This is a genomic window from Streptomyces sp. NPDC056948, from assembly GCF_042674225.1.
Lineage (GTDB): Bacteria > Actinomycetota > Actinomycetes > Streptomycetales > Streptomycetaceae > Streptomyces > Streptomyces purpurascens.
Genome location: NZ_JBHUQX010000127.1, coordinates 1 through 21,846 on the forward strand (window position 1 = coordinate 1; position 21,846 = coordinate 21,846).

Sequence of the window (21,846 nt, forward strand, 5' to 3'; positions counted from 1 at the left end):
GAGGAAAGCAGCCCGGCAGCCTTCATCCAGTTTCGCAGCCATCGTCGAGTACGGATGAATGAGGTACACAGGTGTTGGTGTTGGACGGCGTGACCCGGCGCTACCGCAGTGGCGAGGTCGAGGTCCAGGCGGTGCGCGGGGTGAGTCTGACAGTCCGCGAGGGCACCCTCACCGCGGTCATGGGGCCCAGCGGATGCGGCAAGTCCACCCTGCTCACCATGGCGGGCGGACTGCAGCCCCCGGACACGGGCACGGTCATGGTCGCCGGGGTACGCATCGACGCGCTCGCGGAGGCGGAGCTCTACCAGCACCGGCGCCGTCATATCGGCTATGTGTTCCAGGACTACAACCTGGTCCGCATCCTCAGCGTGGCGGAGAACGTGGCTCTGCCCGCCGAACTCGACGGCATGTCCCGCCGCAAGGCCCGCGCGCAGGCGCGAGAGGCGCTGGCTTCCGTGGGCATGGAAGAGTACGCCGACCGCTACCCGGACTCGCTCTCCGGCGGGCAGCAGCAGCGCGTCGCCCTGGCCCGGGCTTTCTCGGGCGGCCGAGGACTGATCCTCGCGGACGAGCCGACCGGGGCGCTGGACAGCGACAGCGCCGCCCAGGTCCTCGACAGCCTCCAGTCGCTGGTGCGGTCCGGGGCGACCTGCGTGATCGTCACCCACGACGAGGCGGTCGCGGCCCGGGCCGACCGCGTGGTCCGGATGCGCGACGGCGTCGTCGGGGAAGACACCGGAGCTGCCGCGTGAGCGCACGCAGGATCGCCCTCCGGGTCGCCCTCCGGCGAGTACGGCGGGACCGCAAGCGGACCTTGGCCCTCACGGCGGCGCTGCTGGTTCCGCTGACCCTGGCCGTCACGCTGGTCACGCTCCGGGCCACCAGTGAGATTCCCGAGGACGAACGGGTCGGCACACTCATCGGCCGGTCGCAGGGGGTACTGCGCAACCTCGACTTCGTCGCGGAGCTAGGTGCGGAGCGCGCCTTGGCCGAAGGGCCGCGGGCGCTGGCGAACGCGGCCGGCCGGGACATCGAGGTCGTCCCCGAGGTCAACGGGCCGCTCGCCGTCTCCTTGGGCGGTCTGCAGGTCGACTCCTTCGGCTATGGCCTCGAACTCGACCGGCCGCTGCACCGGGGCCGGTTCGTGCTGACCGACGGCAGGGCGCCGCGGGCACCGGACGAGGTCGCCCTCTCGCCGAGCGTGGCGGCACGGCTCGGGGTACGGCCGGGAGAGCGGGTGGACCTCGGCGAGGGCGGCGCCAAGGCCGAGGTCACAGGCATCGCGGCGATTCCCACCGACACCCTGCGGAAGTTCGTGGTGGCCCTTCCCGCCGTGGTCGCCGGCCAGGCACCGGCTCTCCCGAAGCCCGGGCAGGAGAGCTCCATGGCCGCGGCGCAGGACGGCACCGTCGTCGTGTGGCACACCCCGGACGCGCTCACGCCCCGGGCGCAGCGGGCCATGACCGAGCAGGGCTGGCGCCTCGAACCCCGATCCACCGCCTTCGACGTCGCCCGGGACGCCCCGGACTCCCTGCTTCCCGAGGAGTCCGCGGCCGCCTGGGTCCTCGGCTTGGCGGTCCTGGTGCTCGGCGAACTCGGCCTGGTGATGGGGGCTGTCTACGCGATCGTCGTCCGCAGCAGCCGACGCGAGCTCGCCCTGCTGGCCGCGGCCGGTGCGGGGCCGAGGACCAGGCGGTCGGTCATCACCCACCAGGGGATCCTGGTGGGACTTCTCGCCACCGGACTCGCCGTCGGGGCCGGTGTGGCGGGTGCGTGGCTGCTGAAGCCCTGGGCGGCGGAGCGCAACGGTGAACTCTGGGGCGGGCTGCGTCTGGACGCCTGGTCGACGGCGGTCCTGGCACTGCTCGGCGTCCTCACTCCGGCGATCGCGGCCCGGGTCGCGGCACGCGGAGTCGGCGGCGATGTGGTCGCCGCCCTGCGGGACCAAGCCGACTTCGAGGACCGCGCGCCGCGCCGCGGGCAGGTGATGCTCGGCGTCCTGCTGACCTGCGGTCTGCTGCTGGCCGTCGCCGGCGCGTCCCTCAAGGCCCCGTTCACCGTCATGATCGGGGCGCTGAGCCTGGTCATCGGCACGGGCGTTCTCGTACGGAGGCTGCTGCCGTCGAGCGCCGGCCGCGCCGACGGGCTCCGGCTGATGCAGCGCATCGGGGCCCGGCTCCTGGCACGTTCCGCGTCCCGCTCGGCGACCATGGGAACGGTGGTGGCCAGCCTCACGGTGCTGACCGGGCTCGTCCTGGCGGCCATGGGAGGGCTCACGGCGGAAGTGGGCAAGTCGTACGAGCCCAACTCCCCGCACGGTTCGGCCTTCGCCTACGCCACGAAGGTGCCCGGGCCCGCCACCGTCGCCGCCATGGAGGAGGCCCTCGGGGGCGAGCGGCTGACGGCCATGGCCATCGCCAGCCCGCCGGCCCCGGAGGGCACGGCCCCGGACGGCACCGCGTGGTCCTACTGGGGCGAGTACCAGGCCGCCTCACCGCTGCCCGACCGGCCCTCCGCCGTCATGGTGATCCGTGAGGCGGACCTCTCCACGGTGCTCGGCAGGAAACCCACCGCCCGGGAGCGCGGGGCGCTGTCCGCCGGTGGCGCCGTCGTCCTGGACGAGCGGCTCGCACCCGGCGGCCGGCTGACCGTGACCGCGCCGAAGTCCCCCGTCATGGACACGGGCCGAACGGAGCTGGACACCAAGAGCCTCGACGCGGTCGCGGCCCAGCGGCGCTCGGAGTACCGCAACCTGCCGGCCATCTACATCAGCGCGGCCGGCCTCAAGGCGCTCGGCGGCGTCGAGCAGCCCAACTCCGCCTACTTCTACCTTCCCGCGCCGGACGGCTCGATCTCCGCGGAACAGGAGGACCGCGCGCGCGGAGCGCTCGCCTCGGACATCGGCAGTGGCTACTTCACGCTGGAGGTGGAACGGGGCCCGGTCGCCGCCGAGGTGCTGAGGGCCACGACTCTGGGCAGCGCGGTGGTGCTGATGCTCGTGGCGGCCACCCTGGCCTTCCTCACTGTGGGCCTCGCCACTCAGGAGATGCGGCCGGACCTGTCGGCACTGGCCGCCGCGGGCGCCGACCGGCGGTTCCGGTCCTGGCTCACCGGTGTGTACGCCGGTCAGGTGACGCTCCTCGGAGTGCTGATGGGGGTCGGGGTGACCGCCGTCGCCACCCCCGCCCTGCTGTTCTCTCTGGACATCGGCTGGTCGCTGTGGCCATGGCTGGGACTTGCCGCCGCCTCCGCGGGAGCCGTGGCGGCGGCGGTGGCGGCGGGCTGTCTCGGCGGCTCCCGGGTGACGACACTGCTGAGGACCGCACAGTGAGCCCCGGCCGGTCCGGAGATCCCCCTGTCCCTGCACGAGTCTCGTCCTCCGGAGGACAGTCATGACGTTGCCCTGGTCACGGATGCTGGTCGCGTCGGCCGCGTCGATGGTGTTGCTCGGCACGTCCGCCGTGGCCACCGCCGCCGCACCGGACAAGGACTCGGTGGCGGCGAGCGTGCACACCGCCGGGCGGGTCGAGGACGCCGGGGACGTGCTCCGGTACAGCTGGCCCGGCGTGTACTTCGAGGGCCGGATCAGGGGCAGCGGCGTCGGCATCGTGCTCGACGACCCGGCCGCCGACTACGACGTCCAGGTCGACGGAGCCACCGTCGCGACCCTCGTCACGCCGGGGAAGACCACCCACTGGGTCGACGGGCTGGGCAAGGGAGCGCACACCGTGCGGCTCGTCAAACGCAACGACACCCCCTGGAGCACCAGCGCGTTCGGCGGCTTCGTCGCCGCGCCGGGCGGTGCCGTGCTGGCCCGGCCGACCGCGCGCGGCCGCCAGATCGAGTTCGTCGGAGACTCCCTCACGGCGGGCTACGGCAACCTCTCGGCCTCCCGCGACTGCACCGACGAGCAGCTCAAGCGCACCACGAACGCGGACGTCAGCTACGGCGCCCTCACCGCCCGGCGGCTGCGCGCCGACTACCAGCTCAACGCGTACTCGGGCCGGGGCATGGTGCGCAACTACAACGGAGGCTCGCCGGAGGAGAACTACCGCACCTTCTACGACCGCGCGCTGCTGAACGTGCCGGGCGACGTCTGGCAGAACCCGGGCACCTGGCGGCCCGGCCTCGTGGTGGTCCATCTCGGCACCAACGACTTCTCGACCCCGATCAACCCGGGCGAGCCCTGGACGGACGAGAGCCTCGCCGCCGCGTACCGGAGCGCCTACAGCGGCTTCCTCCAGAAGCTGCGGACGCGCTACGGCCCCGGGACCACCCTGCTGGCCGTCGGCGCCGGACCGTTCGCCGGACACGTCGAGCAGGTCGTCCAGGAGCGCACCGGCGCCGGCGACCGCCGGGTCCGCTACTGGCCCCTGGACGCCACGGGCCTCGACCACACGGGCTGCCACTGGCACTACTCGGCCCACGACCACCGGCTTCTCGCCGACCGGCTCACCTCGTTCCTCACCGACCTGCCGATCCGCTGGTGACGTCGTAGCCGGTTGGGCCCGCAGCGCGTAACGTGACGAACCATGAAGATCTCCATCCGGGACGGCTCGTCATGAGAATCCTCATCAGCGCCGACATGGAGGGCGCCACCGGGGTCACCTGGCCGGACGACGTGGTGCCGGGCGCCGCGCAGTGGGAGCGCTGCCGCTCGCTGTTCACCTCCGACGTCAACGCCGCCGTGCTCGGCTTTCACGACGGCGGCGCCGACGAGGTGATCATCAACGAGGCGCACGCGACGATGCGCAATCTGCTGCTGGAGGAGCTGGACGAACGGGCCCAGCTGCTCACCGGCCGGCACAAGGCCCTCTCCATGGTCGAGGGCGTGCAGCACGGCGACGTCGACGGCATCGCGTTCGTCGGCTACCACGCGGGCGCCGGCATGGAGGGCGTCCTCGCCCACACCTACCTCGCGAACCAGATCACGGGCGTGTGGCTGAACGACGTACGGGCGAGCGAGGGGCTGCTCAACGCCCATGTCGTCGCCGAGTTCGGGGTGCCGGTCGTGCTGGTCACCGGGGACGACATCGCCTGCGAGGACGCCCTCGGGTACGCGCCCGAGGCGCCGAAGGTCGCGGTGAAGGACCATGTGTCGCGGTACGCGGCCGTGTGCCGCACCCCCGCCCGGACCGCCGCCGACATCCGGGCGGCGGCCAAGGAGGCCGCCGCGCTGGCGGTGCGTCATGAACCCGTGCGAGGGGGCCCGTTCACCGTCGCCGTCGAGTTCGACGCGGAGCATCTGGCGATGGCCGCCACCGTCGTGCCGGGTGTGGACCGGATCGGGGAGCGGAAGGTGGCTTGCACGAGCGCGACCATGTACGAGGGCATCCGCGCCTTCAAGGCGGTCACCACGATCGTCTCGGCCGCGGTGGAGGAGCAGTATGGCTGAGCAGGTGGACGGGCAGGCGCTGGACGAGGTCGTGACGTTCACGTCCGACCTGATCCGGATCGACACCACCAACCGGGGCGGCGGCGACTGCCAGGAGCGGCCCGCCGCCGAGTACGCCGCCGCGCGGCTCGCCGAGGCCGGGATCGAGCCGACGCTCCTGGAGCGCACCAAGGGCCGGACCAATGTCGTCGCCCGCGTCGAGGGCACCGATCCCGAAGCGGACGCGCTGCTGCTCCACGGCCATCTGGACGTCGTACCCGCCGAGGCCGCCGACTGGAGCGTGCACCCGTTCTCCGGGGAGATCCGCGACGGGGTCGTCTGGGGGCGCGGCGCCGTCGACATGAAGAACATGGACGCGATGATCCTCGCCGTGGTGCGCGCCTGGGCCCGGCAGGGCGTACGGCCCCGGCGGGACATCGTCATCGCGTTCACCGCGGACGAGGAGGCCAGCGCCGAGGACGGCTCCGGGTTCCTCGCCGACGAACACGCCGCCCTGTTCGAGGGCTGCACCGAGGGCATCAGCGAGTCGGGCGCCTTCACCTTCCACGACGGCAACGGGCGGCAGATCTATCCGATCGCGGCCGGGGAACGCGGCACCGCCTGGCTGAAGCTCACCGCGCGCGGACGCGCCGGGCACGGCTCCAAGGTGAACCGGGACAACGCGGTGACCCGGCTGTCGGCCGCGATCAACCGGATCGGCGAGCACGCGTGGCCGCTGCGGCCGACCCCGACCGTACGGTCGGCGCTCACCGAACTCGCCGCGCTGTACGGCATCGACAGCGACCTGACCGACATCGACGCGCTGCTCGAGAAGCTGGGCCCCGCCGCGAAGCTCGTCGAGTCGACCGTACGCAACAGCGCCAACCCGACGATGCTGAACGCGGGTTACAAGGTCAACGTGATCCCCGGGGAGGCCGTGGCCCAGGTGGACGGCCGGTATCTGCCCGGCGGCGAGGACGAGTTCCGCGAGACCCTCGACCGGCTCACCGGGCCGGACGTGGAGTGGGAGTTCCACCACCGCGAGGTCGCCCTGGAGTCGCCGGTGGACTCGGCGACGTTCGCCCGGATGCGGGCCGCTGTCGAGGAGTTCGCCCCGGAGGGGCACGTCGTGCCGTACTGCATGTCCGGCGGCACGGACGCCAAGCAGTTCTCGCGCCTCGGCATCACCGGCTACGGCTTCACACCGCTGAAGCTGCCGGAGGGCTACGACTACGGGGCCATGTTCCACGGGGTCGACGAACGGGTCCCGGTCGAGGCGCTGCACTTCGGTGTGCGGGTACTCGACCGGTTCCTTCGGACGGCCTAGGGGAGTGGGGGAGAGAGTGCGGACGCTGGCGTACGGGGCGTGGCCCTCGCCCATCGACGCGGCCCTGGCCGCCGCGCACGACGGGCACCCGGAGTACGTGGGCTTCGTCGGCGACGAGGTGTGGTGGACCGAGCCCCGCCCCGCCGAGGGCGGCCGGCGCACCCTGGTGCGGCGGCACACCGACGGCACGGAGGAGCCGGTGCTGCCGGCGCCGTGGAACGTGCGCAGCCGGGTCATCGAGTACGGCGGCCACCCGTGGGCCGCACACGCGGCCGACGACGGCCCGCTGGTGGTGTTCGTGAACTTCGCCGACCAGCGGCTGTACCGGTACGAGCCGGGCGGCGAGCCTCGCCCGCTCACGCCGGTGTCTCCCGTGGGCGCGGGCCTGCGCTGGGCGGAGCCGCTGCCGCGGCCCGAGCGGGGCGAGGTGTGGTGCGTGCTGGAGGAGTTCACCGGCGACGGACCCACCGATGTGCGCCGCGTCCTGGCCGCGGTCCCGCTCGACGGCTCCGCCGCCCAGGACCGGGACGCCGTGCGCGAACTCACCGACGCCCGGCACCGGTTCGTGACGGGTGCCAAGCTCTCCCCCGACGGGCGGCGGGCGGCCTGGCTCGCCTGGGACCATCCGCGCATGCCGTGGGACGGCACCGAACTGATCCTCGCCGACGTCGGCCCCGACGGCACCCTGCACGACGCCCGGACCGTGGCCGGCGGGCCCGGCGAGTCCATCGCCCAGGCCGACTGGACCCACGACGGCCGCCTCCTGCACGCGAGCGACCGCAGCGGCTGGTGGAACCTCCACCTGGACGGGGAGCCGCTGTGCCCCCGAGAGGAGGAGTTCGGCGGGGCGCTGTGGAAGCTCGGCATGCGGTGGTTCGCGCCGCTCGACAGCGGACTGGTCGCCGTCGTGCACGGCCGGGGCGCCACCGCCCTCGGCATCCTGGACCCCGAGACCGGCGAGGTCGTCGACGCGGCCGGGCCCTGGACCGAGTTCGCGCCCACCCTCGCCGCGCACGGCGAGCGGGTCGTCGCCGTCGGGGCCAGCCCGCGCAGCGCCTACGAGGTCGTGGAGCTGGACGCCGCCACCGGCCACGCCCGCGTCATCGGCGCCGAGCACGACGACGCCGTGGACCCCGCGTACTACCCCGAGCCGCAGATCCGCAGCTTCACCGGCCCGGACGGGCGTGACATCCACGCCCACATCTACCCGCCGCACCACCCCGGCTGCGTCGCGCCCGGCGACGAGCTGCCGCCGTACGTCGTCTGGGCGCACGGCGGGCCCACCGGCCGAGCACCGCTGGTGCTCGACCTGGAGATCGCCTACTTCACCTCACGTGGCATCGGCGTCGCCGAGGTGAACTACGGCGGCTCCACCGGCTACGGCCGCCCCTACCGCGAGCGGCTGCGCGAGCAGTGGGGCGTGGTGGACGTCGAGGACTGCGCCGCCGTCGCCCTGGCCCTCGCGGACGAGGGCACCGCCGACCGCGGCCGGCTCGCCGTCCGGGGCGGCAGCGCGGGCGGCTGGACCGCGGCCGCCTCCCTCACCGGGACCGACGTCTACGCCTGCGGCACGATCAAGTACCCCATCCTGGATCTCACCGGCTGGGGCACGGGGGAGACCCACGACTTCGAGTCGCAGTACCTGGAGAGCCTGATCGGGCCGCTCGCCGAGGTGCCCGCGCGGTACGCGGAGCGCTCGCCCGCCGCCCACGCCGACCGCCTCGGCGTGCCGTTCCTGCTGCTCCAGGGCCTCGACGACCCGATCTGCCCGCCCGTCCAGTGCGAGCGGTTCCTGGCCAGGCTGGAGGGGCGGCGGGTGCCGCACGCTTATCTCGCCTTCGAGGGGGAGGGGCACGGGTTCCGGCGGGCGGAGACCATGGTGCGCGCCCTGGAGGCCGAACTCTCGCTGTACGCCCAGGTGTTCCGGCTCGATCCGCGCGGCATCCCGACTCTGGAGCTCAGCACGTGAACCAGCTTCTGCGACCGCCCCGGCTCGCCCCCGGCGCCCGTGTCGCCGTCGTCGCGCCGAGCGGGCCCGTGCCCGAGGAGCGGCTCCAGGCCGGGCTCGACATCCTGCGCGGCTGGGACCTCGAGCCCGTGGTGGCGCCCCATGTGCTCGGCCGGCACAGCGCGTTGGACTACCTGGCCGGCACGGACGCCGAGCGGGCCGCCGATCTGCGGGACGCCTGGTGCGACCCGTCCGTCGCCGCGGTGCTGTGCGCCCGGGGCGGGTACGGGGCGCAGCGCATGGTCGACCTGCTCGACTGGGCGGCGATGCGGGCGGCGGGCCCGAAGGTGTTCGCCGGGTTCAGCGACATCACCGTCCTGCACCAGGCCTTCGCCACCCGCCTCGGACTGGTCACCCTGTACGGCCCCGCGGTCGCCGGCGTCGACTTCCTCAAGAACGCCCGGGCCCAGGAGCATCTGCGGGCGACCCTCTTCGAGCCGGAGTCCGTGCGGACCGTCACGGCCGTGCCCCCGGGCGGCGGCGCGCTGGTGCCCGGACGGACCCGGGGCGTCACGCTGGGCGGCTGTCTGAGCCTGCTCGCGAGCGACCTCGGCACACCCCACGCCCACGCGGCGGCCCGGGGCGGACTGCTGCTGATCGAGGACGTCGGCGAGAGCCCGTACCGCCTGGACCGGTATCTGACCCAACTCCTGCGCGGCGGCTGGCTGGACGGGGTCGCCGGGATCGTGCTCGGGTCCTGGGCGACGTGCGGCCCGTACGAGGACCTGCGCGCGGTCTTCGCCGACCGGCTCGGCGGACTCGGTGTCCCGGTCGTGGAGGAGTTCGGGTTCGGGCACGGCGAGGGCGCGCTGACGATGCCCTTGGGGATGACGGCCGAACTGGACGCCGGTATAGGCACGTTGACGTTCGACGAACCCGCCCTGAGCTGAACATGCCGTTACTGAAATCCTGTCAAGAAACCCCCGTTTCGGTGATTGACGCTCCCTGACACGTGTCACACGATGACTACGACCAAGTACCTACTGGTCGGTATCCGGGTTGTCCCCACCGTGGAGGTCCGTGTGTCCCGACGCGTGCCCAGATCTCGCGCGCCGCTCGCTCTCGCTCTGGGCGCCGCCCTGGCCGTCCCCCTCGCCCTCGCTCCGCCCGCCACCGCGGCGGACTCCTACACCGTCACCCCGCTCAAGTTCACCGTCCAGGCCGGTGGCCGGTCCTGCACGGTCGACGCCGACCTGTACCGCCCGGCGGGGGTGGACCGGGACCACCGGGCACCCGCCGTGCTCGGCACGAACGGCTTCGGCGGCAGCAAGTCGGACGGTTCGACGGACACCATCGGCAAGGCCTTCGCCCAGCGCGGCTACGTCTCCCTCATCTACTCCGGGCTCGGATTCGGCCGCAGCGGCTGTCTCATCTCCCTCGACGACCCGGCCGTCGACGGTGCCGCCACCGCGCGACTGGTCGACTTCCTGGGCGGCAGACGCGCCGCCGACGACGGCACCAAGGCCGACTTCGTCACCCTCGACCGGCCCGGCGACCCGCGCGTCGGCATGATCGGCGGCTCCTACGGCGGCGCCGTCCAGCTCGCGACGGCCGCCGTCGACCACCGCCTCGACGCGCTCGTCCCCATGATCACCTGGAACGACCTGGCGTACGCGCTGGACCCGAACAACGCCACCGGCAGCACCGGCGTCCCGGGCGCCTTCAAGTGGCAGTGGACCAACGGCTTCTACCTCATCGGCGAGGGCCAGCCGCTGCTCCAGCCCAGCCTCGACCCCTCCCGCATCAACTCCATGTCCTGCCTGCACTTCGTCACCAAGGCCTGCCGGACCATCCACACACTCAACTCCGGCAGCTACCCCGCCGACCGGACCGCCGAGCTGCTCGCCTTCGCCCGCAGCGTCTCCCCGGCCTCGTACCTCCACCGCGTCAGGACACCCACCCTGCTGGTCCAGGGGCAGGCCGACACCCTCTTCAACCTCAACGAGGCGACGGCGACGTACCAAACGCTCCGCGCCCAGGGCACCCCCGTGAAGATGATCTGGCAGTCCTGGGGCCACAGCGGCGGGCTCACCGGTCCGGCCGCCGGTGAACTCGATCTGTCGAAGGGCAACCTGGAGACCAGCTACGTCGGCCGGCGCGTCCTCGCCTGGTTCGACCGCCATCTGCGCGGCCGGACGCAGGTCGACACGGGACCGGCCTTCGCCTATCACCGGGACTGGATCACCGACCCGAGCCGCGCCTACGCCACCGCAGACCGCCTCCCCGCGCCGAGCCGCACGCTGTATCTCTCCGGCGACGGCAAGCTCGTCGACAACCGGAACAAGGTGGCCCGGGGCAGCCGCGCCTACACCAACGGGCTGATCCCCACAAGCCATTCGGAGAGCTCGCTCTCCGGCCTCATCGGACTGCCCGACCCGCCACCGCATGACACCAAGGGCACCTACCTCGACTGGACCAGCGCCCCCTTGACAAGTCCCCTCGATGTCGTCGGCGCGCCCCGGGCCACGCTCAAGGTGCACTCCCCGAAGGCCGAGCGCACCCAGAACTCCGGCGACGCGGCCGACAAGCTCGTCCTGTTCGCCAAGCTCTACGACGTCGCCCCCGACGGCACCCGCACCCTGGTGCGGCGTCTGGTCGCGCCGGTCCGGGTGCCGGACGTGACCAAGAGCTTCACCGTCACGCTGCCCGGGATTGTGCACCGGTACGAGAAAGGGCACCGGCTGAGCTTCGTCATCGCGGCGAGCGACGACGCGTACTTCGGCAACCGGGGGATCAAACCGGTGACCGTGGTCAGCGGGCCGCGGAACACCGGGGAGCTCCGGCTGCCGGTCGCCGGCTCCTGACGGGAGGCGCGGCTACTGTGGCGGGGTGCCCCACAACGCATCCCGCTACCTCGCCGACGGCCCCCGGGTGGGCATACGCCACTTCACCTACGGGGACGGCGCCGAGTTCACCGCCCGGGCACGGGAGAGCAAGGACCTGCACCACCCCTGGCTCTTCCCGCCCGAGAGCGCCCAGGGCTACACCGCGTACGCCGGCCGGCTGATCGAGGACCCGTCCAAGGCCGGCTTCCTCGTCTGCGAGCAGGGCGACGGGGCCATCGCCGGGTTCATCAACATCAACAACATCGTCGAGGGCGGCTTCCAGTCCGGGGCGCTGGGCTACGGCGCCTTCGTGCACGCCGCCGGGCGGGGGCTGATGCGCGAAGGGCTGGACCTCGTCGTGCGGTACGCGTTCGGCCCGATGCGGCTGCACCGGCTGGAGATCAACGTCCAGCCCGCGAACGCCGCGTCGATCGCCCTGGCCCGCGGCTGCGGGTTCCGGCTGGAGGGCTTCTCGCCGAAGATGCTCTTCGTCGACGGGGACTGGCGCGACCACGAACGCTGGGCGATCACCGCCGAGATGGTCACGGGGCCGGACCGGCGCTGAGTCCGGCCCCGGCCGGCATCACGGGTTGCGGTCGACGTACTCGTAGATCGACCCGTCCGGGTGCAGTGCGATCAGATTGCGGCCGGCCGGTGACGCGATGGGGCCCGCGACGATGTGCGCGCCCAGTTCGGTGAGCACCCGGTGGGTGTCGTCGACGTCCTTGACGGCGATCGTCGCGGAGACCTTGCGCAGCACCTCCAGTTCGGCCGAGGGACCGCTCATCAGCAGGAAGCAGCCGATCGCCGCCACCTCGACACCGCCTCGTTCGAAGCGCTGGGCGCTGCCGCCCGCCAGCCGCTCGTAGAAGGGGATCGCGGTCTCGAGGTCGTCGACGCAGACGCGCAGTGTGGCACCCAGAATCTCCATGAGGACGAGCCTAGTTACGCGCCGGGGGGCACGGGTACCCGGCCGGGTATGAAGCCGATGGATCACCTGGAGCATCTGGACAAGCATCTGGTTGACGAGCTGGCACAGGTGGCGCGTGAGACCGTACGGGACGAACTGCGCGAGCAGACGCGCAAGCAGCGCCGCAGGGCCACGCTGTACGCCGCGTCCGGCGCCCTCGCCCTGTACGCGGGCGCGGCCCTCGCACTCGCCGTGGGACTGGCCCTCGCCCTCGGCCTGCCCGACTGGGCGGCGGCGCTGATCACCGCCGCGATCCTGGGCGCCGCGGCCTATGTGCTGCGCGGCATGGCCCGGCCGGCCCGCCCGGGTTCCGGGCACGGGGCCGGTGTGGTCCCGGGCCATGAGAGCGCGGGCCAGGCCGCCGCTGCGGCCGGTGGACTGCCGTACCCGCCCGTGCCCCCGGCCCCGCCCGCCCCGGGCACCGTGCCCCCGCGGCCGACGGACGACCCGGACGTACCCCGCCCCAGGGCGTGACGCGGAGGTGCAGCGCGCCGGGGGTGAGGCTCTCGTCGTCGGCGTGGACGTCTCCGACGCGGACGATTTCCGCCGGGTGGCCGAAGTGACCTACCTCGGCTATGTGTTCGGCACCCGGGCCGCGCTGCGCCATATGCGGCCGCGCGGCCGCTGCACCGTTCGTGCAGGTCGGCTCCGCGCTCGCCTACCGGGGCATTCCGCTGCAGTCGGCGTACTGCGGGGCCAAGCACGCGATCCAGGGGTTCAACACCCCATAGTTCGACTGGGTGTTGAACCGGATGGCGGGCCCGGCCCGTCGCGCGCAGCAGGGTGAGGGCACGGTCGGCGGCCCGGTGAACCTGTGGGCCCCGGCGGACGGGCCGCACGGCCACGACTTCGGCGCGCACGGGCGCTTCGACGACGAGGCCGTGGCGGGCAGCCCGCAGCAGTGGCTGTCGCGCAACCGGGGGCGGCCGGGCGGGGCCCTGACCATGGGGGCGGGGATCCTGGCCGCACGCAAGCCGGCCGGGCCGGTCCGCCGTCAGCTCCCCAGCTGCGGCAGCACCTTCGTGCGGTAGAAGTCGAAGAAGCCGCGCAGGTCGGGGCCGATCTGGTTGACGTAGACCCGGTCGAAGCCCGCGTCGGTGAACTGCTTCAGCTCGGCCACGTGGTCGTCCACGTCGTCGCCGCACACCCGGTTCTCGCGCACCATGTCCTCGGTGACCAGCGTCTGCGCCTGCTCGAAGTGTTTCGGGGAGGGCAGCACCTGGCCCAGCTCGCCCGGTAGCTGCTCGTTCGCCCAGAGGCGGTGGACGGTGCGTACGGCCTCGTCGCCGTCGGTGTCGTAGCAGACCTTGGTGCCGCCGCTGACCGGCTTTCCGCCGCCCCCGCCCTTGCGGTACTGCTCCACCATCGTCTCGTCCGGCGCCATGGTGATGTAGCCGTCGCCGACGCGGGAGGCGAGCTGGGTCGCCGCCGGGCCGAAGCCGGAGATGTCGATCGGGATGGGTTCGTCAGGGACCGTGTACAGGCGGGCGTTCTCCACCGTGTAGTGCGGCCCGTGATGGTTCACTTCCTCGCCCGTGAACAGCCGGCGCATCACCTGGATGGCCTCCTCCAGCATGTCCAGACGGACATGGGCCGGTGGCCAGTGGTCACCCAGGATGTGCTCGTTGAGCGCCTCGCCGGAGCCGACCCCGAGCCGGAAGCGGTTGTCCGTCATCACCGCGCTGGTCGCCGCGGCCTGTGCCACCACCGCCGGGTGCGTCCGCACCGTCGGGCAGGTCACCGCCGTCTCGACCGGCAGGGACACCGCCTCGGACAGCGCGCCGATCACCGACCAGACGAACGGGCTCTGGCCCTGCTCGTCGTTCCACGGGTGGTAGTGGTCCGAGATCCACAGCGCCTGGAATCCGGCCTGCTCGGCCATCCGCGCCTGCTCGATCAGCTCGGCGGGTCCGTACTGCTCGCACGAGAGGAAGTAACCGTACTCGGGCATGGGGGAGTGCCTCCGCGACGTGGGCGGTCCGTATCCCGCACCGGGTACCCGGGCGCCGGTCCGGAAACCGGCGGTGTCCGCCCGGGAGGAGCCCGGCTGACGTTTGGGTGCCCTGGCCAGGGGGACGCGGAAGGCTCCCGAGGTACGCGACAGCGCCGGAGGCGAACCGTGAGTCGACCCCGCATCGTGATCGTCGGTGCCGGCTTCGCCGGTTACCGCGCGGCGCGCACCCTGGCCCGGCAGACGCGGGGCAGGGCCCACATCACCCTGCTCAACCCGACCGACTACTTCCTGTATCTGCCGCTGCTGCCCCAGGTCGCCGCCGGCGTTCTGGAGCCGCGCCGGGTCACGGTCTCCCTCTCGGACACGCTGCCGGACGTACGGCTGGTACTCGGCGAGGCCGACCGGATCGACCTCGACGGACGCACCCTGCACTACACCGGCCCCGAGGGCGACGACGGCACACTCTCCTACGACCGGCTGGTGCTCGCCGCCGGCAGCGTCAACAAGCTGCTGCCCATCCCGGGCGTCGCCGAGCACGCGCACGGCTTCCGCGGGCTGCCCGAGGCGCTGTACCTGCGCGACCACGTGACCCGGCAGGTGGAGCTGGCAGCCACCGCCGAGGACCCGAAGTCGTGCGCCGCGCGCTGCACCTTCGTCGTGGTCGGCGCCGGATACACCGGATCCGAGGTCGCCGCGCACGGGCAGATGTTCACCGACGCGCAGGTCCGCAAGCACCCGCTGCGGCAGGGCATGCGGCCGCGCTGGATCCTGCTGGACGTGGCGTCGCGGGTGCTGCCCGAGATGGACGAGAAGCTTTCCTCCACCGCCGACCGTGTGCTGCGGCAGCGGGGCGTGGACGTGCGGATGGGGACCTCCGTGCAGGAGGCCACGTCCGACGGGGTCGTACTGAGCGACGGCGAGTTCGTCGAGACCCGGACGCTGGTGTGGTGCGTGGGCGTACGGCCCGACCCGCTGGTGGAGTCCCTCGGGCTGCCGTTGGAGCAGGGGCGGCTGCTCGTCGACCCGCACCTCCAGGTGCCGGGGCGGCCGGAGCTGTTCGCGTGCGGTGACGCGGCCGCGGTGCCCGATCTGGAGAAGCCGGGGAGCTATACGCCGATGACCGCGCAGCACGCCTGGCGGCACGGCAAGGTCGCGGCCGAGAACGTCGCCGCGTCGCTCGGCCTCGGCGGGGCGCGCACGCCCTACCGCCATCGCGACCTGGGCTTCGTCGTCGACCTGGGCGGTGCGAAGGCCGCGGCCAATCCGCTCGGCGTGGCGCTGTCCGGGGTACCGGCGGGTGCGGTGACGCGTGGCTATCACCTCGCCGCCATGCCCGGCAACCGGGTCCGGGTCGCCGCCGACTGGCTGCTGGACGCCGTACTGCCGCGCCAGGCCGTGCAGTTGGGGCTCGTACGGTCCTGGTCCGTGCCCCTGGACACGTCGTCGCCGGAGCTGGCCCGGGTGCCGGGCGGGCCCGCGACGCGGCAGGAGGCGAGCGCCCGCTCGGGGCCGGGCGCGGCGGTCGAGGCCGACACATACGACGGGGGGACCGGCACCGGGTCCGGGACGGACCGGGCCGGAGACCAGCCCGCGAAGGGGCAGCCCGGATCCGGGGTGACGCAGGTGCAGCCTGGATCCGGGGCCGCGGAGCGGCGCTCGGAAGAGGAGCTCGCCAAGGGCCGGCCGCGCGGCGAGCCGACCAGGACCTGGCCCGCCGACCAGCCCGCCAAGGGACCGCTCGGCGGTACGCGGACCAGGAGCCGCCGGCCCGGCGATGAGCCCGCCGAGGGGCAGCCGGGTGGCGAGCCCGCGCGGAACCAGCCCGGGGTCGAGCCCGCGCGAAACCAGCCTGGTGGCGAGCCTGCCAAGAACCAGCCGGGTGGTGAGCCCGCCAGGAATCAGCCCGGGGGTGAGCCTGCCAAGAATCAGCCCGGGGGCGAGCCCGCGCGGAACCAGCCCGGGGGCGAGCCCGCGCGGAACCAGCCCGGCGGCGAGCCCGCAAAGAACCAGCCCGGCGGCGAGCCCGCAAAGAACCAGCCCGGCGGCGAGCCTGCCAAGAACCAGCCCGGGCCCGCTCGCCGGCCCCCTGACGATCAACCACCCCCGGGCCCCGATATCGCCCCCGGCCCCGTCAAGCGTTCCGACCCACCGGACGACTCCGCGAAAGGAGACTCATGAACACCGGTGAACTCACCGATCTCGGCCAGCAGCTGCGCGTGGACAGTGTCCGCGCGGCCGCCGCCGCGGGCTCCGGGCACCCGACGTCCTCGATGTCCGCGGCCGACCTGCTGGCCGTCCTGCTCGCACACCACTTCCACTACGACTTCGACCGCCCCGCCCACCCCGGCAACGACCGCTTCGTCCTGTCCAAGGGACACGCCTCGCCGCTGCTGTACTCCGCGTACAAGGCGGCCGGCGCCATCGACGACGAGGAACTGCTCACCTTCCGCAAGCTGGGCAGCCGCCTCGAAGGGCACCCCACACCGCAGCGCCTGCCGTGGGTCGAGACGGCCACCGGCTCGCTCGGGCAGGGCCTGCCGGTCGGTGTCGGCATCGCGCTGGCCGGCAAGCGGCTGGACCGCACCGGCTACCGCACGTGGGTGCTGTGCGGCGACAGCGAGCTGGCCGAGGGATCCGTGTGGGAGGCCGCCGAGCACGCCGGGTACGAGCACCTGGACAACCTCACCGTGATCGTCGACGTCAACCGCCTCGGCCAGCGCGGCCCGACCCGGCACGGCCACGACCTGGACGCCTACGCCCGCCGCTTCCAGGCCTTCGACTGGCACACCATCGAGGTCGACGGGCACGACGTGGACGCCGTCGACCGCGCCTACGGAGAGGCCGCCTCCACCAAGGGGCAGCCCACCGCGATCCTCGCCCGCACCCTCAAGGGCAAGGGCGTCGAGGGAGTGCAGGACCGCGAGGGCCTGCACGGCAAGCCGCTGCCGGAGGCCGAGGAGGCGATCGCCGAACTCGGCGGATCGCGCGACATCCGCGTATCGGTGCAGGAGCCGCCCGCCGCCCGCATGCTGCACGCCGTCCACACCGGGAACTACGAACTCCCCAAGTGGGACAAGGGCGAGGAGGTCGCCACCCGCAACGCCTTCGGCGAGGCACTCGCCGCGCTCGGCACCGGCCGCGGCGACATCGTCGCCCTGGACGGCGAGGTCGGCGACTCCACCCGTGCCGAGTTCTTCGCCAAGGAGCACCCCGACCGCTACTTCGAGTGCTACATCGCCGAGCAGCAGATGGTCGCCTCGGCGGTCGGGCTCGCGGCACGCGGCTGGATGCCGTACGCCGCCACGTTCGCGGCCTTCCTGACCCGGGCCCACGACTTCATCAGGATGGCGTCCGTCAGCGGCGCCGGCATCAACCTGGTCGGCTCGCACGCGGGCGTCGCCATCGGCCAGGACGGGCCCAGCCAGATGGGCCTGGAGGACCTGGCGATGATGCGGGCGGTGCACGGCTCGACCGTGCTGTACCCGTGCGACGCCAACCAGACCGCCCGGCTCGTCGGCGCCATGGCCGGCCTGGAGGGCGTCCGCTATCTGCGCACCTCGCGCGGCGAGAGCGCGGTGCTCTACGGCCCCGACGAGGAGTTCCCGGTCGGCGGGAGCAAGGTGCTGCGCTCCTCCGAACGCGACCGGCTGACCCTCGTCGCGGCGGGCGTCACCGTGCACGAGTCACTGGCCGCCGCCGACGCCCTGGAGCGGGAGGGCATCCAGGCGCGGGTGATCGACCTGTACTCCGTGAAGCCCGTCGACCGGGCCACCCTGCGCCGGGCCGCCGAGGAGACCGGCTGCCTGGTGACCGTCGAGGACCACCACCCGGAGGGCGGCATCGGGGACGCGGTCCTCGACGCCTTCACCGACGGACGGCCCGTCCCGCGCCTGGTCCGCCTCGGCGTACGGTCGATGCCCGGCTCGGCGTCCCCTGCCGAGGCGCTGCACGCCGCCGGCATCGACGCCGAGTCGATCGCGGCGGCCGGGCGGCTGCTGGTGGAGGAGGCGGTAGTGCCGTGAGCGGCGGCGACGGCACGCGCAGGGTGCGGGCCGGCCGTCGCACCGTGACGGTCCACCGGCCGGACAAGGTGCTCTTCCCGGGCGGCGCGGACGCCAAGGAGTACACCAAGGGCGACCTGGTGGACTACCACCGGGCCGTCGCGCCCTTCATGCTGCCGCACCTGCGCGGCCGTCCCTTGATGCTGGAGCGGCACCCGGACGGGCTCGACGGCCCGAGGTTCATGCAGAAGAACACCCCGGACTCCTACCCGGAGTGGATCACCCGCGTCGAGGTGGCCAAGGAGGGCGGCACCGTCCTTCACACCGTCTGCGACGACACCGCCACCCTCCTCTACCTGGCCGACCAGGCGAGCATCGCCCTGCACCGCTGGCTGTCCCGCGCCGACAGCGTCGGCCACCCCGACCGACTGGTCTTCGACCTCGACCCCGCGGGCGACGACTTCGAGGCCGTGCGCGAGGCCGCCCGGCTGGTCGGGGAGCTGCTCGACGAGCTGGAGCTGCCCTCGGCGCTGATGACCACGGGCTCGCGCGGACTGCACGCGATCGTGCCGCTGAACGGCCGGCACGACTTCGACGAGGTGCGCTCCTTCGCCCGGGACGTCGCCGACACCCTCGTCGACGCGCATCCCGACCGGCTCACCACCGCCGCGCGCAAGAAGGACCGCGGTGAGCGGCTCTACCTCGACGTGCAGCGCAACGCGTACGCCCAGACCGCTGTCGCGCCCCTCACGGTCCGGCCCCGGCCGGGCGCGCCCGTGGCGACACCCATCACCTGGGACCAGCTCGACGACCCGGAGCTGCACGCCCGCCGCTGGACCATCGCCGACGCCGTCGAGCAGGCCCGCACCGACCCCTGGTCCGGCCTGCTGAACCGCGGCCGGGCGCTGGGACCGGCCCGGCGGCGGCTGAACGCCCTGCGCGGTTGAGCCCCACCCGTTTCTCCCGGCGGGTGGCAGATGCATGAGCCCGTAGAGGTTTGGCGAACACTCTTGCGGCCACACGGAGGGGGAGGTGGCCATGTCGAACACAAGAAACACGCAAGAGTCACAGAGTTCACAGAAACCCCAGGACTCCCAGAGTTCGAGCACATCGAACGACAAGCAGACGGCCCAGAAGCGGCCGAGCCCGATGGACGTGCTGCGTCAGGCGCGCGGCCAGCTCGCGGAACTCACCGGCATGGAAGCCGAATCCGTGTCGTCCTTCGAGCAGACGGAAGAGGGCTGGGCGCTGGAGGTCGAGGTCCTCGAACTCGAGCGCGTGCCCGACACGATGAGCCTGATGGCGAGCTACCAGGTGGAGCTCGACGCCGAGGGGCAGCTCACGGGTTACCGGCGCGTCCGCCGCTACGAACGCGGTCGATCCGACGCGCGCAGGTCCGGCGGCCGCTAGGCCGCCCGACCGGACCCGCACCCACACACGAGGAGGAACACCCGGCATGACTGTCGTACCGGCACAGCAGTCCGGCGGCGGAGGCGGCAGCAGCGGTCTCTACGACGTACTCGAACTTGTCCTGGACAGGGGGCTCGTCATTGACGCATTCGTGCGAGTCTCCCTGGTCGGCATCGAGATCCTCAAGATCGACGTACGCGTCGTCGTCGCCAGCGTCGACACCTATCTGCGCTTCGCCGAGGCGTGCAACCGGCTCGACCTGGAGGCCGGGCCGCGCAAGGACCCGGGCCTGCCCGACCTGGTCGGGGAGATGACCGAGTCCGGCGCGCGCGGCAAGTCCAAGGGGGCGCTGTCCGGCGCCGCCGAGACCATCTCCGACGCCTTCAAGCAGGCGCGCGACGACGGCTCCGAGCGCCAGGGCGAGTCCCGTCCGCGCGCCCGTAAGAGCACGTCGGCCCGCCGGAAGGAGGAGCAGGAGTGAGCACCTACGTCTACGGCATCGCGGCGACCGCGCACCCGGCGCTGCCCGAGGGCATGGGCGGTGTGGGCGACCCGCCCCGCCCGGTGCGCATCCTGCGCGAGGGCGAGCTGGCGGCCGTCGTCAGTGAGGCGCCCGAGGGGCTGCGGCCCAAGCGCAGGGACCTGCTCGCCCACCAGAACGTGCTCAGTGAAGCGGGCGCGGCCGGCTGCGTGCTGCCCATGCGGTTCGGCAGCGTCGCCCCGGACGACAACTCGATCACCGGGGTGCTCGCCGAGCGTGCCGAGCACTACAAGGAACGCCTGCGGGCCCTGGAAGGCCGGGTCGAGTACAACCTCAAGGCCAACCACGTCGAGGAGGCCGTCCTGCACCAGGTGATGGCCGAGAGCCCCGACATCCGCGGTCTCGCGGAGGCCAACCGGCAGTCCGGCGGCGGCAGTTACGACGACAAGATCCGGCTCGGCGAGCTGGTCGCGGCCGCGGTCAAGGCCAGGGAGGCCGACGACGCCGCCGCACTCCGCAGCGCCCTGGATTCCGCCGCCGAGGACGTGAGTGTGGGCCCCGAGTCCACCGGCTGGCTGGCCAACGTGTCGTACCTGGTGGACCGGGAGTCGGCCGAGCAGTTCCTGGCCGCGGTCGAGCAGGCTCGCAAGGACATGCCGCACCTGGAGGTGCGGGTCAACGGTCCGCTGCCGCCGTACAGCTTCGTCGAGCCCGGCCCGGCCGAGCCGGCGGGCACCGTGGCGAGCGGCACGGACACCACCGGAGCGGGGTGACGAGATGGGCCTGATCTCCGAGGTGCTGCTGCTGCCGCTCGCACCCGTGCGCGGCAGCGCCTGGGCCATCAATCAGGTGCTTCAGGAGGCCGAGCGGATCTACTACGACCCCGCCACGGTCCAGGCCGAACTGGCCCGCCTGGAGGAGCGGCTGGAGGCCGGAGAGATCACGGACGAGGAGTTCGACCGTCTTGAGGACGAACTCCTCGACCGGTTGGAGACCGCTTCGCGCGGGAGCGCGGGAACAGGCCAACAAGGGACGGCACAATGAACCGAACGGGACTGGGCCTCGCGGTGGGGGCCGGATACCTCCTGGGACGTACCAAAAAGCTGAAGATGGCGATCGCCATCGGCGGACTGGTGGCCGGGAAGAAGCTGAACCTGAGCCCGCGCATGGTCGCGGAGCTGATCCAGCAGCAGCTGCAGAACAACCCGCAGTTCAAGGAGATCAGGGACCAGCTGCGCGAGGACCTGCGCGGCGTCGGCAAGGCCGCCTCCGGTGCCATGGTCGAGCGTCAGCTCGACGCCTTCGCCGACCGGCTGCACGGCCGTACGGCCCAGGTGCGCGACGGGCTGACGGGCGTGGTGCCCGGCGGGCAGGACGACGACGCCGAGGACGCCGAGTACGAAGACGCCGAGGAAGAAGAGGAAGAAGAGGACGAGGAGCCCGAGGACTCCGGACCCGACGAGGGCGAGGAAGAGGACGAGGAGCCGGAGGCGAAG

At 72.8% G+C, this 21,846-nt stretch carries 20 protein-coding genes and 1 pseudogene; 19 read left to right on the forward strand and 2 right to left on the reverse strand.

Going from position 1 to position 21,846, the window contains the following annotated elements:
- The first annotated feature begins 71 nt into the window (after window positions 1-71).
- From ACFTZL_RS18320 to ACFTZL_RS18360, 9 genes are all read left to right on the forward strand, one after another.
- Window positions 72-752: an ABC transporter ATP-binding protein gene (locus tag ACFTZL_RS18320; RefSeq protein WP_382583459.1), complete on the forward strand. Its 681-nt coding sequence runs from the start codon at window positions 72-74 to the stop codon at window positions 750-752.
- Window positions 749-3,331 (forward strand): FtsX-like permease family protein, encoded by a 2,583-nt coding sequence (locus ACFTZL_RS18325; RefSeq protein WP_382583462.1) that lies wholly within the window; start codon window positions 749-751, stop codon window positions 3,329-3,331. Before ACFTZL_RS18320 ends, ACFTZL_RS18325 begins: the two co-directional genes overlap by 4 nt.
- A gap of 61 nt (window positions 3,332-3,392) precedes the next feature.
- Window positions 3,393-4,490 carry an SGNH/GDSL hydrolase family protein gene (locus tag ACFTZL_RS18330; RefSeq protein ID WP_382583465.1) on the forward strand — a complete coding sequence of 366 codons (1,098 nt, stop codon included), beginning with the start codon at window positions 3,393-3,395 and terminating at the stop codon, window positions 4,488-4,490.
- A 71-nt stretch (window positions 4,491-4,561) separates the two neighbouring features.
- Window positions 4,562-5,395 (forward strand): M55 family metallopeptidase, encoded by an 834-nt coding sequence (locus tag ACFTZL_RS18335; RefSeq protein ID WP_382583468.1) that lies wholly within the window; start codon window positions 4,562-4,564, stop codon window positions 5,393-5,395.
- The gene (locus ACFTZL_RS18340; RefSeq protein ID WP_382583471.1) at window positions 5,388-6,701 is read left to right on the forward strand and encodes a M20/M25/M40 family metallo-hydrolase; all 1,314 of its coding nucleotides are present in this window, start codon (window positions 5,388-5,390) and stop codon (window positions 6,699-6,701) included. The genes ACFTZL_RS18335 and ACFTZL_RS18340 overlap by 8 nt, the downstream gene beginning before the upstream one ends.
- A gap of 4 nt (window positions 6,702-6,705) precedes the next feature.
- Window positions 6,706-8,670: a S9 family peptidase gene (locus ACFTZL_RS18345; protein ID WP_382583474.1), complete on the forward strand. Its 1,965-nt coding sequence runs from the start codon at window positions 6,706-6,708 to the stop codon at window positions 8,668-8,670.
- Entirely contained in the window at window positions 8,667-9,599 is a 933-nt protein-coding gene (locus tag ACFTZL_RS18350) for an LD-carboxypeptidase (protein ID WP_382583477.1), read from the forward strand. The genes ACFTZL_RS18345 and ACFTZL_RS18350 overlap by 4 nt, the downstream gene beginning before the upstream one ends.
- 72 nt (window positions 9,600-9,671) lie before the next feature.
- On the forward strand, window positions 9,672-11,513 hold the full coding sequence (locus ACFTZL_RS18355; protein WP_382583480.1) for a CocE/NonD family hydrolase: 1,842 nt from the start codon (window positions 9,672-9,674) through the stop codon (window positions 11,511-11,513).
- A 25-nt stretch (window positions 11,514-11,538) separates the two neighbouring features.
- Window positions 11,539-12,099: a GNAT family N-acetyltransferase gene (locus ACFTZL_RS18360; RefSeq protein WP_382583483.1), complete on the forward strand. Its 561-nt coding sequence runs from the start codon at window positions 11,539-11,541 to the stop codon at window positions 12,097-12,099.
- Between the two features lie 18 nt (window positions 12,100-12,117).
- On the opposite strand, the gene ACFTZL_RS18365 is transcribed toward ACFTZL_RS18360, so the two are convergent.
- Window positions 12,118-12,465 carry a VOC family protein gene (locus ACFTZL_RS18365; protein WP_382583486.1) on the reverse strand — a complete coding sequence of 116 codons (348 nt, stop codon included), beginning with the start codon at window positions 12,463-12,465 and terminating at the stop codon, window positions 12,118-12,120.
- Window positions 12,466-12,513: 48 nt separating this feature from the next.
- Here ACFTZL_RS18365 and ACFTZL_RS18370 point away from each other — a divergent pair, with 48 nt between their 5' ends.
- Together ACFTZL_RS18370 and ACFTZL_RS18375 are read left to right on the forward strand one after the other, a co-directional pair.
- On the forward strand, window positions 12,514-12,978 hold the full coding sequence (locus tag ACFTZL_RS18370) for a phage holin family protein (RefSeq protein ID WP_382583489.1): 465 nt from the start codon (window positions 12,514-12,516) through the stop codon (window positions 12,976-12,978).
- A pseudogene (locus ACFTZL_RS18375) lies at window positions 12,878-13,535 on the forward strand (SDR family NAD(P)-dependent oxidoreductase). Before ACFTZL_RS18370 ends, ACFTZL_RS18375 begins: the two are co-directional and overlap by 101 nt.
- Here the strand turns inward: ACFTZL_RS18375 and ACFTZL_RS18380 are convergent.
- Window positions 13,499-14,455, reverse strand: a complete 957-nt coding sequence (locus tag ACFTZL_RS18380) for an LLM class F420-dependent oxidoreductase (RefSeq protein ID WP_382583491.1) — start codon at window positions 14,453-14,455, stop codon at window positions 13,499-13,501. The pseudogene ACFTZL_RS18375 and the gene ACFTZL_RS18380 overlap by 37 nt on opposite strands.
- A 168-nt stretch (window positions 14,456-14,623) precedes the next feature.
- On the opposite strand from ACFTZL_RS18380, the gene ACFTZL_RS18385 reads away from it, so the two are divergent.
- The 8 genes from ACFTZL_RS18385 to ACFTZL_RS18420 form a co-directional block, all read left to right on the forward strand.
- Window positions 14,624-16,636 carry an FAD-dependent oxidoreductase gene (locus ACFTZL_RS18385; protein WP_382583494.1) on the forward strand — a complete coding sequence of 671 codons (2,013 nt, stop codon included), beginning with the start codon at window positions 14,624-14,626 and terminating at the stop codon, window positions 16,634-16,636.
- Window positions 16,633-18,480 carry a transketolase gene (locus tag ACFTZL_RS18390; RefSeq protein WP_382583497.1) on the forward strand — a complete coding sequence of 616 codons (1,848 nt, stop codon included), beginning with the start codon at window positions 16,633-16,635 and terminating at the stop codon, window positions 18,478-18,480. The genes ACFTZL_RS18385 and ACFTZL_RS18390 overlap by 4 nt, the downstream gene beginning before the upstream one ends.
- Window positions 18,477-19,406, forward strand: a complete 930-nt coding sequence (gene ligD / locus ACFTZL_RS18395; RefSeq protein WP_382583500.1) for a non-homologous end-joining DNA ligase — start codon at window positions 18,477-18,479, stop codon at window positions 19,404-19,406. The genes ACFTZL_RS18390 and ligD overlap by 4 nt, the downstream gene beginning before the upstream one ends.
- Window positions 19,407-19,497: 91 nt before the next feature.
- A complete protein-coding gene (locus ACFTZL_RS18400; RefSeq protein WP_382583503.1) occupies window positions 19,498-19,869 on the forward strand; it encodes a gas vesicle protein in 372 nt (123 codons plus the stop codon).
- Between the two features lie 46 nt (window positions 19,870-19,915).
- On the forward strand, window positions 19,916-20,350 hold the full coding sequence (locus ACFTZL_RS18405; protein ID WP_382583506.1) for a gas vesicle structural protein GvpA: 435 nt from the start codon (window positions 19,916-19,918) through the stop codon (window positions 20,348-20,350).
- On the forward strand, window positions 20,347-21,123 hold the full coding sequence (locus ACFTZL_RS18410) for a GvpL/GvpF family gas vesicle protein (protein ID WP_382583509.1): 777 nt from the start codon (window positions 20,347-20,349) through the stop codon (window positions 21,121-21,123). Before ACFTZL_RS18405 ends, ACFTZL_RS18410 begins: the two co-directional genes overlap by 4 nt.
- A 4-nt stretch (window positions 21,124-21,127) precedes the next feature.
- On the forward strand, window positions 21,128-21,394 hold the full coding sequence (locus tag ACFTZL_RS18415) for a gas vesicle protein GvpG (RefSeq protein WP_382486754.1): 267 nt from the start codon (window positions 21,128-21,130) through the stop codon (window positions 21,392-21,394).
- Window positions 21,391-21,846: DNA primase (locus tag ACFTZL_RS18420; RefSeq protein ID WP_382583511.1), on the forward strand; the 456-nt coding region annotated here is incomplete at its 3' end. The genes ACFTZL_RS18415 and ACFTZL_RS18420, both read left to right, overlap by 4 nt.

Excerpts from the sequence above, each read along its gene's own strand:
- ACFTZL_RS18330 (WP_382583465.1), top strand. The coding sequence starts at position 3,393 with ATGACGTTGCCCTGGTCACGGATGCTGGTCGCGTCGGCCGCGTCGATG.
- ACFTZL_RS18335 (WP_382583468.1), top strand. The coding sequence starts at position 4,562 with ATGAGAATCCTCATCAGCGCCGACATGGAGGGCGCCACCGGGGTCACC.
- ACFTZL_RS18340 (WP_382583471.1), top strand. The coding sequence starts at position 5,388 with ATGGCTGAGCAGGTGGACGGGCAGGCGCTGGACGAGGTCGTGACGTTC.
- ACFTZL_RS18355 (WP_382583480.1), top strand. The coding sequence starts at position 9,672 with ATGACTACGACCAAGTACCTACTGGTCGGTATCCGGGTTGTCCCCACC.
- ACFTZL_RS18365 (WP_382583486.1), bottom strand. The coding sequence starts at position 12,465 with ATGGAGATTCTGGGTGCCACACTGCGCGTCTGCGTCGACGACCTCGAG.
- ACFTZL_RS18370 (WP_382583489.1), top strand. The coding sequence starts at position 12,514 with ATGAAGCCGATGGATCACCTGGAGCATCTGGACAAGCATCTGGTTGAC.
- ACFTZL_RS18380 (WP_382583491.1), bottom strand. The coding sequence starts at position 14,455 with ATGCCCGAGTACGGTTACTTCCTCTCGTGCGAGCAGTACGGACCCGCC.
- ACFTZL_RS18390 (WP_382583497.1), top strand. The coding sequence starts at position 16,633 with ATGAACACCGGTGAACTCACCGATCTCGGCCAGCAGCTGCGCGTGGAC.
- ACFTZL_RS18400 (WP_382583503.1), top strand. The coding sequence starts at position 19,498 with ATGTCGAACACAAGAAACACGCAAGAGTCACAGAGTTCACAGAAACCC.
- ACFTZL_RS18405 (WP_382583506.1), top strand. The coding sequence starts at position 19,916 with ATGACTGTCGTACCGGCACAGCAGTCCGGCGGCGGAGGCGGCAGCAGC.
- ACFTZL_RS18415 (WP_382486754.1), top strand. The coding sequence starts at position 21,128 with ATGGGCCTGATCTCCGAGGTGCTGCTGCTGCCGCTCGCACCCGTGCGC.